At 43.0% G+C, this 12,805-nt stretch carries 10 protein-coding genes and 1 pseudogene; 3 read left to right on the top strand and 8 right to left on the bottom strand.

Annotation, left to right across the window (positions count from 1 at the left end; translation table 11 throughout):
• Positions 1-86: 86 nt before the first annotated feature.
• The 4 genes from AAFX28_RS04180 to AAFX28_RS04165 all read right to left on the bottom strand — a co-directional run bounded on the left by AAFX28_RS04180 (position 87) and on the right by AAFX28_RS04165 (position 4,023).
• A complete protein-coding gene (locus tag AAFX28_RS04180; protein WP_408685915.1) occupies positions 87-1,364 on the bottom strand; it encodes a TRAP transporter large permease in 1,278 nt (425 codons plus the stop codon).
• On the bottom strand, positions 1,361-1,894 hold the full coding sequence (locus tag AAFX28_RS04175; protein ID WP_408685913.1) for a TRAP transporter small permease: 534 nt from the start codon (positions 1,892-1,894) through the stop codon (positions 1,361-1,363). The genes AAFX28_RS04180 and AAFX28_RS04175 overlap by 4 nt, the downstream gene beginning before the upstream one ends.
• 564 nt (positions 1,895-2,458) lie before the next feature.
• Entirely contained in the window at positions 2,459-3,292 is an 834-nt protein-coding gene (locus AAFX28_RS04170) for an arginase (RefSeq protein WP_408685911.1), read from the bottom strand.
• A gap of 5 nt (positions 3,293-3,297) precedes the next feature.
• The gene (locus tag AAFX28_RS04165; protein ID WP_408685909.1) at positions 3,298-4,023 is read right to left on the bottom strand and encodes an IclR family transcriptional regulator; all 726 of its coding nucleotides are present in this window, start codon (positions 4,021-4,023) and stop codon (positions 3,298-3,300) included.
• Between the two features lie 276 nt (positions 4,024-4,299).
• Between AAFX28_RS04165 and AAFX28_RS04160 the strand changes: the two genes are divergently transcribed.
• The 3 genes from AAFX28_RS04160 to AAFX28_RS04150 all read left to right on the top strand — a co-directional run bounded on the left by AAFX28_RS04160 (position 4,300) and on the right by AAFX28_RS04150 (position 6,496).
• Positions 4,300-5,391: an efflux RND transporter periplasmic adaptor subunit gene (locus tag AAFX28_RS04160; protein ID WP_408685907.1), complete on the top strand. Its 1,092-nt coding sequence runs from the start codon at positions 4,300-4,302 to the stop codon at positions 5,389-5,391.
• A gap of 122 nt (positions 5,392-5,513) precedes the next feature.
• Positions 5,514-6,119 (top strand): TetR/AcrR family transcriptional regulator, encoded by a 606-nt coding sequence (locus tag AAFX28_RS04155; protein ID WP_408685905.1) that lies wholly within the window; start codon positions 5,514-5,516, stop codon positions 6,117-6,119.
• A gap of 8 nt (positions 6,120-6,127) precedes the next feature.
• A complete protein-coding gene (locus tag AAFX28_RS04150) occupies positions 6,128-6,496 on the top strand; it encodes an MmcQ/YjbR family DNA-binding protein (RefSeq protein ID WP_408685903.1) in 369 nt (122 codons plus the stop codon).
• A 56-nt stretch (positions 6,497-6,552) separates the two neighbouring features.
• Here the strand turns inward: AAFX28_RS04150 and ascB are convergent, their stop codons facing one another.
• From ascB to AAFX28_RS04130, 4 genes and pseudogenes are all read right to left on the bottom strand, one after another.
• Entirely contained in the window at positions 6,553-7,944 is a 1,392-nt protein-coding gene (gene ascB / locus AAFX28_RS04145; protein WP_408685901.1) for a 6-phospho-beta-glucosidase, read from the bottom strand.
• 114 nt (positions 7,945-8,058) lie between these two features.
• Positions 8,059-9,150 (bottom strand): sulfate ABC transporter permease, encoded by a 1,092-nt coding sequence (locus AAFX28_RS04140; RefSeq protein WP_408685899.1) that lies wholly within the window; start codon positions 9,148-9,150, stop codon positions 8,059-8,061.
• 3 nt (positions 9,151-9,153) lie between these two features.
• Positions 9,154-9,564: pseudogene (locus AAFX28_RS04135) on the bottom strand (hypothetical protein).
• A 67-nt stretch (positions 9,565-9,631) separates the two neighbouring features.
• A complete protein-coding gene (locus tag AAFX28_RS04130) occupies positions 9,632-12,757 on the bottom strand; it encodes a response regulator (protein WP_408685897.1) in 3,126 nt (1,041 codons plus the stop codon).
• Positions 12,758-12,805 lie beyond the last annotated feature (48 nt).

The following is a 12,805-nucleotide window of genomic DNA, read 5'->3' as shown; positions in this document are numbered from 1 at the left end:
TATGTATGAATTTTAGTTATTACCTGGCTTAGGCTTGAGCTTAAGCCAGGATTTGTAGGGTAAAAATGTACGAACTTAGGTTTGTGTTAGTAGCCCAATAGACGTGGGATGAACAACACAATGTCAGGGAAGAACGCGATAGCGAATAAGAGCAATAGTTGTCCGATTAGGAATGGCATAAGCTCTTTCGATATGCCTTCAATTTTCGCTCCAGTCACGGATGAGAGTACGAACAAGCAAGCGCCAATCGGTGGAGTCATCAGTGAAATATTTAGAGCAAGGATGAATACAATGCCGGCATGCAGTGGGTCCATTCCAATTTCCATCGTTAATGGAACGAGGATTGGCGCTAGGATAATCAGCATTACGTTGATATCCATAATCATGCCGACTGTCAGTAGTAGCGCGATAATCAGAGCCAAGATAACGTGTGGGTTATCAGACAAAGAGATGAACATATCTGCAATCATCTGTGGGATCTGATTGAAGCTCAGCCACCAGCCAAGAATCGATGCTGAACCAATGATTAGGTAGATAACCGCAGAGATCTGCGCCGTACGAATGATCATTTGGAACAGTGCGTTAACCGTTAGATTTCGGTAGATGAAGGTACCAATCACTAGGGCATAAGCCACCGCAATAGACGCCGCTTCAGTTGGAGTCACGATACCAAAAACAATGCCGCCAAGGATAATAAGTGGCATCAGTAGCGCCAGTGCAGAGTTCTTAAAGTGATCTAATACCTCTGCTAAGGACGCTTTTTGGCTCATCTTAGGTAGGTTTTTACGCTTACCCATTGCACCGATAATCGCCATACACACTAGACATACCAAGATGCCCGGCAGAATACCTGTTGCAAACAGACCACCGATCGATACGCCCATTAGTGAGCCGTAAACAACCATAAGACCTGATGGCGGAATCGTAGGGCCGATAATGGAACCTGCGGCCGTTACTGCACACGCGTAGTCTTTTGAATAGCCTTGTTTCACCATTGCTGGAACAAGAGTACGACCAAACGCTGCAGCATCTGCCGTTGCCGACCCCGTGATACCAGAGAAAAAGACCGACGCCACCATGTTTGAGTGCGCTAGGCCGCCACGGAAGTGTCCAACCAAAGCTTCAGAAAGATAAACCAGACGGCTTGTAATACCTGTATGGTTCATAATTTCACCCGCAAGGATGAAAAACGGCATCGCAAGGAAAGGGAAAATGTTTAAGCCGTTAAAAATTTTACTAGGAGCCAGTGACGCAAAGTGCGCACCACCCATATCGAACATACCCGTAATGCCAGCTACACCAAGCGCAATTGCAATAGGCGCACCCACTAACATGAGGAATAAAAAAATCACACCGACGATCATAGCTGCTCTCCTTGCACTTCTAATTTTTCACCTTGTAGACTCAGCCTTAGGGCGTAGATATCCTCTAACCAAACCATAAAGGCTTGGAAACTAGACAACGCAAACGTCACCGGAATCGCCGCATAGGCATAAGCCATTGGCATCGAAAAGACAGTTGAAAGTTGATTGGCCCCCTTCTCAGCAAAGGCGTAACCCAAATAAGCGATATAGCCAAAGAAGGCACAAGTTAGTCCACCTACAGCAATTTTGATCATCTGCTGTGCCGTTTTAGGAAAGCGTTTAGTGACAAACTCTAACCCCATATGCTCACGGCCAGCGGTACAGCAAGGAACTGCCATTAAAATGGCCCAAATCATGATGTAGCGAGCGAGTTCTTCAACCCATACCAATTGCAATTTAAGTACGTAGCGATCCAGTACGCCCAACCACACATCTAATATCAACAAAGCGGTAAGAATTCCTACTGCAAATTGATTGGCTTTGTTCAGCCGATTTTTAGTTCTAGTAATGATGTTATTCGGTAATGTCATAAACCCATTGTCCTTCCTTTTTGACAGCATTCCTTGGAGGCGCTTCCACACTTAAACAGCTCTGCTTAGTGCGGTAAAAACAACCATACCGTTAAGATTTAGATGGTGAAGTGTTCACGATCACAAAAATAACTTTGTGTGATAGTTTCTAACATCAATATCACAACCAGAATGTAAATAACTGTTTTTTATGGCTATTTTAATTTTAGCTTTTTGAGAAAAGATAATGAGTGTTAAAAAGTAACATCACCATTGCACTCTGTAGATCAAGGGGTTAGTTATAAAGATGTTATTAACTGGGTAAAAAGTAACACACCATAAACGGTGGGGACTTTATCGTGGAAAAGTGAATTTGGTCACACTGAAAGTCTGCAAAGCATTAGGAAATAAAGAGAAGATATTAGCTCAGAAAATCTTATTGAGAAGTATTTAACCCTTTATGAACATAGAAAGTTCAGTCACAACTCAAAGAATATTAATATCTGCCCTCTCATCACACTTCAACATACTGAGCGACAACCAAGCTAACTCATAAATGTTAGAAAGTAACAAAAAAGGCGATAACTATGCCGCTCGATTGTTTGAAGGGAACATTTGAGTAAGCTCATGCAGTATCGTTTGTGTCTGCTTGGAATAGAGGTGCTTATCCTTATATCCGACCAATTGAACTTGACGCACTTTCCCTGAAACAAGCAATTGACGAATCATTCGACTAACCACTTGAACATCTAGTGCACTGCCTCGTTCAAGGCGAGAAACGGGGTATAAACTAGGCAGGTCAATGTTTACGACCACTTCATCACAATAAGATAAGTAGTTAGCCAGTTGCTGCTTAACCTGAAAACGATGACCAAAACTGCACTCAGGTAACGTCATCCAGTCACAGCCAAGATCTTCTGCATACTCTAATGTCCGATCATCTTGATGTGTTGGGTCAATGCCTAAGCAGAACAGGCGACATTCATTGTAACGAGATAAAGCAAAATGAAATGCGCTCTCTTGGACAGGATCAAGTGACGCCTTAAGCTCGAATTGACGGCCCAGATGGATAATTCCGAGCTCTTTATGTGGGGAATGTAGCAGCGGTAAGCTGTGTAGTATCGTCTCACTGTTGTTAGTTAAAATAACAGGTAAAGCTTCTGAGCCTAGAAATCGGCTCAAATGAAGCTGATAGTGACCCGTTGGCTGATTCGACAAGTCATAGTGGCCACCATTGATCCAACGGTAACCATCTATATCAGCAATCCACTCATACATTTCTTCTAAGCTTTGATTGGCCATTTCGAACTCAACTTGTTTCATCGGCTTCAGTTTCTCGCTAACACTGAGCAAGACAAGGCGATGTGATAGTACACCGGTAATACTTTGCACTTTATTGCGTCGAAATAGCCCAAACATATGAATTACCTTTCTGGGGGCAATGCCCTCGCTGCTTGAAGAACGTGCAGAATGATTTTCTGCTGATTCATTTGAACTCGATGTGCAGGTGCCATCACCGAAATAGCACCAACTAGCTTTGATCCTTTCATAACAGGCGCACTGATACCTGATACCCCAGAGTCAATCTCTGAAGTACTGACTGCATAGCCCTGATTACGAATCTGCTCTAGTTCTTTGTGCCATTGCTCAATACGAGATTCTTCACCAAAGTAACGTAGGATTTTTTCGCACCGTGAGGCGGGTAAATAAGCCAACATAACCTTTGATGAGGCGCCACGCAGTAAGGGCTGACTTTGCCCTTGAACATAGCTGCAACGAAGAGCCTGCATACTTTCTTTACGACTGACACATAACGCCCTGTAACCTACAGGTACCATATACGCTGCCATTTCCCCCGTCTGCTTCTGCAGACGATTAAGCACTGAATCAACAATATCTAAATCATGCTGACTGGTTTCATAGCTGCGCATTAGCAGTAATGCCGCCGGACCTATGATCAAGGTTTTGTCATTTGGACTTTCCTCAATCAAGTTCCATTCTCTAAGCAGTTTCAAATGTCGGTAGAGACTACTTATCGGAGTACCAAGCTGTTCACTTAACTGTTTCGCGGTTACGGGTTCTTCATTGACTGCCACTTGCATCAATAGTTGAAGAACCTTTTCGTTCACTTGACCACTATTTTGCTTCATCGAGTTCACGCTATTGTTGTATCGCTATATAAAGGTAACGAGCAAATTGTATTCTTATATGGTAGGAATTTATAAATAGTTTTTGCCACCTATTCTTATTTGATGAGAATTATACGTTGAGAAACCAATCCCCCCTCAGCCAGAAATATTGAATACAACACGACAAAACTTTACTTAACGGTAAAGTTAAAATATTCTCTACAACGATAGAAATTAAAGAACAAATCACAAAATTCTATAAATCTAACAATTCATTACAATGAATCAGGGACAGACATGAACAGACTCGCCCTTTCACTTGGCCTAATCTTTATCCTCGCTCTAACTTTGGTTTTAAGCTGCCAGTTCACCCAAGCAAAGCCACACAAGAACGCAACTGCCTATCTAGTTCAGTTGCCCTCTGAGCGCCCAGCAACCCAACTCATTGCACTAAATGGCGAATTTAGACCATCGCAATACACCCAAATTGTGGCGGAAAACAGTGGTAAGATTGCTAAAATTTTCGTTCAAGATGGTGACTACGTACGCCAAGGTGAGCCTTTGCTGGAATTTGACGCGACATTGGCAAAGATTGCCGTCCAAGCGGCTCAGCACGAGTACCAGATCGCCACACGAAATATCATTGAGCTCACTCGAACGACACGTGAAGATGATCCGAGGTTTAAATCGGCCATCAGAGCAGTCGATGAAACGAGGAATAACTTGCTCCAAGCACAGCGAGAACAAGAAGCAGCCATCATGTACGCACCTTTTTCAGGCTCGCTGGGACAGTTTCGCCTCAACGAGGGTAACTACATCAACAAAGGAGAGTTGATCACCGAGTTAGTCGCGACAAACAATATTGAACTGCACTTTTCTGCTCAACCTCAAATACTCAGTGAGTATCGTCAAGCGCTAAGCCACAATCTCGATCTTGTCATTGCATCAATCGCAACGGAAAAAGGCGACTATATTGATGGGCAGCTAAAATACATCGATGCCAAACTCGCTGACCACGCTAAAGAGCTCAATGCTTTTGCAGTATTTGATAACCGTAATGGCGCGCATCTTATTGGCTCTAGCTCTTCCTTTTTCCTCAACAGCCCTAAGCGAACCCCGCAATTGTTTGTCCCTGCGACGTCAGTTCACACCCGTGATGGAACACCAACCCTATTCGTGCTTGATGAAAAACGCGTAGTGAGAGCAAAACAAGTGACTATTGCTAAGATTAAAGAAAGCTACACAGGCTATATCCCCATTCAATCTGGGATAGCGCCCAATGACTTTGTTGTGATGACGCCTGAAGCTCCAAAGCTAGTTGGTAAGAAAATCGATCCTATGATCAACCTAGTCAACCAGCTCAATGAAATATTAAAGCGTCAATCTTGATGCTAAAATCAACAAACAAGTCGATAAAAGATGAAAACACTCTCAATACGTCACTTTGTTCATAGAACTCAAGGAAATTTATGGTAGTTTCTCACCTTTCCCCATCCTGTACGGATAACGGTATGGATAAACGAAACCAGCGCAGTGAAAGGACCAAGCTAAATATCATCTTGGCCGCGATTGAATGCTACAAAGAATTAGGCGTACAAAGCGCGTCGTTAGAGCTCATTGCTAAAAAAGCCAATTCGACCAAACCTACGGTGTATTCCCACTTTGGCTCGAAAGAGAACCTTTACCAAGCCGTTGTTGAGCACATCATGCAAGAAGAAAAGCTCAATCAAACCTTGCCTGACTTCGACCCTAACAGAAGTGTGAAAACACAGTTAATCGAGATCTTTAGCCACCAGCTTGATCACGTTATGCAGTGTGAAAAACGCCGCCTACTTGTTGCCATCACCATTGAGGCGATGTGCCAAGGTAAATGCCACCTAAACAATGTCGAAAGCATTAAAGCTTGTCCTATGGAAGTTTGGCTAGAACAGGCTATTCACCACGGCGCTTTGCCAAAACAAAACACTTCAGAACTGGCTGTAAACTTGTGGGCGTTAGTAAAAGGTCGAACCTTCTTTCCTGTTTTTCTAGGTATGGCTGAAAATGACCCTGCCGAACGTTTAGTAAACTTAGAATCGGCCATCGACTTCTTCCTAGGTTGCCAAAACATTAAGTAGAGATAGCTATGACTCATGATCAGTTCAATCAATTTTGTGATTCTTTATCAGCCACAACCTATGTGATGCAATGGGGCGATTCACATGTCTGGAAAGTCGGCGGAAAAGTATTTGCCATTGGAACAACGCAAGAAGGTGGGAAAGTCGCTTATACCTTTAAGACATCGGAGCGAAACTACGATTTCTTGAAAGAGAATGAAGGCTATCGCCCAGCACCTTACTTTGCTACTCGTGGTATGAAATGGATTCAACAGATCGATACTGATGGCGAGCTGATTGAGGAGTTAACTTACTATTTAACGGAGTCTCATAAGATTGTCGCTAAAGGACTTAGCAAACGAAAAAGAGCAGAGCTTGGCCTAACAGAAGAAGAATAGTCCCCCATTAAAAAGGAGCTCACAATGAAGCTCCTTTTTAGTATTTAAAGTGCAATTTAGACTTTTAAGCTCGCACCATTAGTACCAATTACATCTTGATACCAATAGAAACTTTTCTTACGTTTGCGCTCAAGTGTGCCGTTTCCATCATCGTGACGATCGACGTAGATGTATCCGTATCGCTTGCTCATTTCTGCGGTTGAGTTTGCGACCAAATCAATCGGTCCCCAACTAGTGAAACCCATAAGTTCGACACCATCAAGAACTGCCTCACGCGCTTGAACAAGATGATCATTTAAGTAAGCGATTCGGTAATCATCAATAATCTCACCGTTTTCGTTCACTTCATCGCGTGCACCTAAGCCATTTTCAACAATAAACAGCGGTTTCTGATAACGATCATGCAAGAAGTTAAGCAAAATACGTAAGCCTTTCGGGTCAATTAACCAGCCCCACTGACTCTTTTCAAGATATGGATTTGGCACACTATCGACGATATTACCCACTTCTTTCTGCTTGGGATCAGCACTTGCACAGCCGCTTGCGTAGTAACTAAATGAGATAAAATCGACACTCGCACTCGCCAATTCTTCAACGTCGCCCGGCTCCATCACTATCTCAATGCCGTTCTCACGGAAATAGCGCAGCATATAGCCAGGATACTTGCCTCGCGTTTGAACATCACCAAAGAACAACCACTTGTTGTTTTCATGCATCGCGGCAATCACATCGTCTGGATTACATGTATAAGGGTAATTCAGAGCACCAAGCAGCATATTACCTATCTTCGCATCAGGAATGATCTCATGACACAATTTGACGGCTTTTGCATTGGCAATCAATTGATGGTGAATCGCTTGATAGATGGCCTGTTCACTCGCTTCTTCTTGCAATCCAACACCTGTAAATGGCGCATGCAATGACATGTTAATTTCGTTGAAGGTCAGCCATAACTTCACCTTGTTCGCATAACGTTCAAATACAGTACGCGCATAACGTTCAAAGAAAGTAATCAACTCACGACTACCCCAACCACCGTAGCTTTCTACTAAGGCATAAGGCATTTCGTAGTGAGATAGAGTGACGAAAGGCTGCATATCATGCTTAGCCAGTTCGTCGAAGATCTTATCGTAATACGCAAGTCCCTCTTCGTTCGGCTCTAGTTCGTCACCGTTTGGAAAAATGCGCGTCCAAGCAATCGAGAGGCGAAGGCAGTTGAAGCCCATCTCATTAAATAGTTCAATGTCTTCTGGGTAGCGATTATAAAAATCGATCGCTAAATCTTTAATGCCGTCGGTGCGCTCATCGCGTTTTTGATGAGGGCTTAAAATGCCATTTGGTAGCATGTCTGATGTAGATAAGCCTTTGCCACCTAAATTGAATGAACCCTCAACTTGATTGGCGGCAATTGCACCGCCCCAAAGGAAATCACTTGGAAATGTTGTCATTGTAGAACCTTAAATCAGCATTAACATCTGCCAATCATTGTAGATCTGAAACAAGGAACAAATGAGGCTCAATTATTCATGAACTTGTTCCTGGTTTTACAACGCCGCTGATTCTTAAAAAACGAAATTCACCATTACGGTATATAGGTTGGCCTCAGAATCGCTCGGTATCGTAATGAAGGAACCTCTCTGACCTGACATGGTATTGAAAGTTTGCCATTCTCCATTGATAGACACGTTGTAAAGTAAGTCGTATCGGACTCCTAACGTGTAGCTATCTCCAACCTTATGCTCACTTTGGTCAAATAACATTCCGTAGATAACATACGGTGTGAGTTCCTCATAGTTGTATTGACCGCCCACATACCAAGATGAAGATAAGTCATTAATCTGGCCTTCAAACGTCAACTTGCTTTGACCAAACTCATATTCAGCGCCAAGCGACCAAAGCTCAATATTTTGCCCATTATTCTGTGTAGTTAACTGAGGAATAGTCACCTCACCCACCATTGGCAGTGTTTGAACTACGTTGTAAAGCGTAGTGGTTTGGTCAAAGTCGCTATTGAGATAGGCAAAGTTCCATCTATAGCTGTCACCAGACAAAGATAAGTTTAGTCCCCACATTTTTTCAGTCTCAAACTTCAAATAAGTTTGAGGGTTAAATTGCACTTCATTTTCGTCCTTGAAACCGAAAAAGGGTGTCATTTGCAGGCTGATATCATCATTCAAATCATGAAGCCAACTAACACTTAAGCCGTTGTATGCAGTGATCCCTAATACACTGTTGTACACTTCTGATGGAGGGCGAGCAGGGGTGTAGGCTTGCCCAACATAGTAATATTCAGAAGCCAAAAAAAGCGGCAGACGTAGCCGACCCGCTCTAAATTCTAGCGACTCCACTTCATAACCGACGTAAGCCCATTCAAGCTGAGGATCACTCCAATTATCTTGGGGGCGTTTCACAACCTGCACAGACGCTTTAAAAGCGTCATAGTAGTAATCGAGTTGTAAGCCAAAGGTAGTATCACAGTCATAGCAACTCTCATCTCTAATATTTCGGTGAATGAATAACGGTGTGTCGTTGTCTGACTGAGTCCAAGATGTCGAGCCAAAGCCACTTACGGAAAAGTGATTCCCGAGTTCGATAGCACCAAAAGCAGGTAACGTGATAGCACTAAGCACAGCGATAGATATCCGTTTATTCATAGGTTAATTCTCCGTGCTTACGACGTATAAAATGGTCGCATTATCAGGTAGTTGATTGATAGGCGCATAGCCAATGCGACTCGACTTCTCTGACATCCAATTCAATAGGACATCAATACCAGCTGTACTGATCTCTTTCGGAGGTCTCGCTTTTCCTGAAAACGACAGGCTTGCCCAGTGTGCGTTCATCTGAGCAGTGTTCTTACCTAATAGAGAATGATAGAACTCAGATCGCTCGGGGCTATCTTCTGGCCAATCCGCCAGTTCAAAGCGCTTTCCCTCAAGGCGTTTTGTTTTGCCTCAATAGAGCTTCCTCGCCTTCGATTTCGAAAGCTCAGTGAAGCCTGAATCCATCGAAAATATGGCCATTTCTTGGCTTGCATTGGCTAATGGAACACACAAGCCAAGTCCCATGCTCAATAGCCAAACTGGTATTTGAGTTCGAATCACAGTTACTGAGTCCTTCCTTCGCTCTTGCCCGCTAAATAACATTGGCTATTTCATGCAAAAGCTTTTCTTTCTTCATCGGTTTTGCCACATAGGCATCCATTCCCGAGTCATAACAACGTTGAATGTCGTCATCGATAACACTGGCAGTCAAAGCGATGATAGGAGTTTTAGCTCGTCCTTGTTCAACTTCAATTTGCCTAATCTCACGAGTGGCTGCAAAACCATCCTTCACCGGCATCATGCAGTCCATTAAGATCAAATCGTAATCGTGTGCACTTTGAAACTTATCAACAGCTATCTGGCCATTATCCGCAATATCAAACTGATAGCCTGCTTTGGTCAAAAATAGAGCGGCAACTTTCTGATTTACTCTATTGTCTTCTACCAACAAAATTCGCTCCATTTTACTGGCCGTTTCTAGCACTGGTTCAGCAGGCATCTCTTCTCGCTGATCCGTCTCGATAGTCTGAACGTCGTTGTCATTTAAGCGAACTTGAGGAGCCTGAATCATTGAATCAATCTTTTCACGTAACACTGTCGCCTTAAACGGCTTAGCCACGTAATCATCCATACCCACATCAAAGCAACGTTGTATATCGTCATCAACAACACTCGCTGTCAATGCAATAATAGGGATTCTGCGTCGACCAGATGACCTCTCTAACTCTCTAATCGCTTGTGTAGCTGTAAACCCATCCATTACAGGCATCATACAATCCATCAAAATCAAGCCATATTCTTGATTGCTGGCATACATATCGAGTGCTTCTTGCCCATTATTCGCTAAATCAAAATCAAACCCAGCTTTACCCACATGTAAGCCCGCAATTTTTTGATTGATTTTATTATCTTCAACAATCAATAATTTAGAACGACGCAGTGGATGAAGAGAGCCTGAAAAGTCTGAGGAATGACATATTTTTTTGTCACAAGATTGGATTGCTTTTAGCAACCTTTGACCGAGTAATGGGAGCGTCACCAAGGCCGTAATACTGTCGCTAAAATCATGAGATTCTGTATTGAAACGACGAACAATACATACTGCATGCCCTGAGCTTTGCAACTCTGACAGTCGTTCGTAAGTAAGAGAGGTTTGATTTAGATCTGTCTCGACAACTAATAGAATTGGCTTAACCCCATGCTTAAAACTGTCCTGTAAAGCGGCAAAGTTCGCCAAGGTTTTTAGTACAGTGGCTCCGTAAAACTTAAGCTCCTCACTGATACTTTGTGACAGTAAAGTATCATCACAAACAAGAACAATTGGGGATTCAATTTGCTCTTCTTTCTTGGTTGGATAACTGCGAATATCAATAGGAAGCTCTAGCGTGAAATAGAAGCAACTTCCCTCCCCTTTGACAGATTCCAGTTGAATTTGACTACCCATCAATTCAACAAGCTGTGTACTTATAGCAAGCCCAAGTCCTGTACCACCGAATTGACGGGTAGTGGAGTCATCTTCTTGAGAAAAGGGTTCAAAAATCTTCTTCTGCTGTTGCTCATCAATGCCAATACCGGAGTCTTGTACCGCAAAGGTAAGCGCTACGTTATCACTACTTTGATAGTGACTGTCCAATGAAAGAGAGACTTCACCTTCACTGGTAAATTTGACCGCGTTAGACATAAAGTTCATCAACACTTGTCGTAGGCGGTGGTCATCTACCAATACCCTAAATGGTGTATCAGGGCTTATTGACACATTGAGGTCAATTCCCTGCTCTTTCGCCTTAGGAGCAACGATTGAAGCAATGTCATACATTGACTCACGGACACAAGTAGAATGAGGGCTAACTAACAGCATGCCCGACTCAATCTTAGAAAAATCAAGTATGTCGTTGATTAGGCTTAGTAATAAGTGAGATGAAGTTTCGATGGTATCAACATAATCTTTCTGATTAGCATTCAACTCGGTATCTGCCAACACCTCAGCGATACCAATGACACCATTGAGCGGCGTTCTAATTTCGTGTGACATGTTAGCCAAAAAGCTACTCTTCGCTTTACTGGCTAAAATCGCATCATCTTTTGCTCGTTCAGCGTCTTCTTTAGCAATCGTCAGTCGCTCTTGTGCTTGTTGACGCTCAATCGTCAAACGCTCTACCTCCACCGCAAATTGGCTGAGTTCATCATTCCCTTTAACCGCTTTACTGAGACTTGGAAGAGAAGCCGAATCATCATGGCTTAAAAAATCGAGCACGAGCTTTAAATTAAGGGTTAGGCGCTGAGCAAGTTTTATCGCCAGCACCATCACTAAAATAGTGAGTAACGACACTATCGCTAAAAACATTATTCGTTGCTGCTCAGCGTGCTCAATCGCTCGATCCACTTCACCAATAAGTTGATGTTCGATAGCCTCCCCAACATTTTGCAGTAGCATCAGTCGAGCTGATAAAGCAGAGACACCACGCTCAAGCTCAGTTGCAGACATTGCATTCAATTTCGAAGGAGAAGCAAGGGTTTGGCGAAAACTCTGACTTTGGCTAAACACCTCGTTGCTGAACACCTCCACCATCATACTGACTTGTGAGGCATCCGCATTGAGAGAGACAAAGCGTTCTATATAGAGTTGTTGATTCTGAACCAGCGAAACAATCTGCTCTTTAAGATCATTGTCGTAGTCCTGATACTCCAGCCAAACATTTATCATACCCTTGGTGATTCGAGTCTCTTCCGAAGACCAAAACATTAACCACTCTAATTGCAATAAAGCAGATAGGTGCTGTAGTACTTGAGGCTTTAGATCAGAGAAACGAACTCGCTCAAGTTTAACCAATAACTGTTTGTAAATATCAGCTTGCCACTCTTGTTCATCAAGTACTTCATAGACATCCGTTGTCGGCTCCGCGTTCGAAGAGACACTCGTAAGCTCATGAAGTAAATCCTTAGCTTGTTGGTCATTCCCAAAAACCAGCGAAGAGAGTTCAACTAAAGACTGAGACTCTTCCGACAGATTTAAATGGTCATCACTGCTTCGAAAAAAATGGCCGCCTTTCTCTAGCAACAAAACAAACGATTTAGACTTTTCAAGGCTTTGCATCTGGTCAGATAACAAATGCACTTGCCAACTGACGAGTACCAATAACAATAGTATCGGTAAGGCCACGAGCACAAAAAGCTTATGTCTTACCGATATATTACGAGCTAACCTAACCCTATCCATAGATGACGTCCATGTATCTTATTATATGCCAATGGTAGCACATCAATA

The sequence above is a fragment of the Vibrio sp. TBV020 genome, from assembly GCF_046056895.1.
Lineage (GTDB): Bacteria > Pseudomonadota > Gammaproteobacteria > Enterobacterales > Vibrionaceae > Vibrio.
Note: the sequence above shows the minus strand (reverse complement) of the source record. Positions and strands in the feature narration are given on the sequence as shown.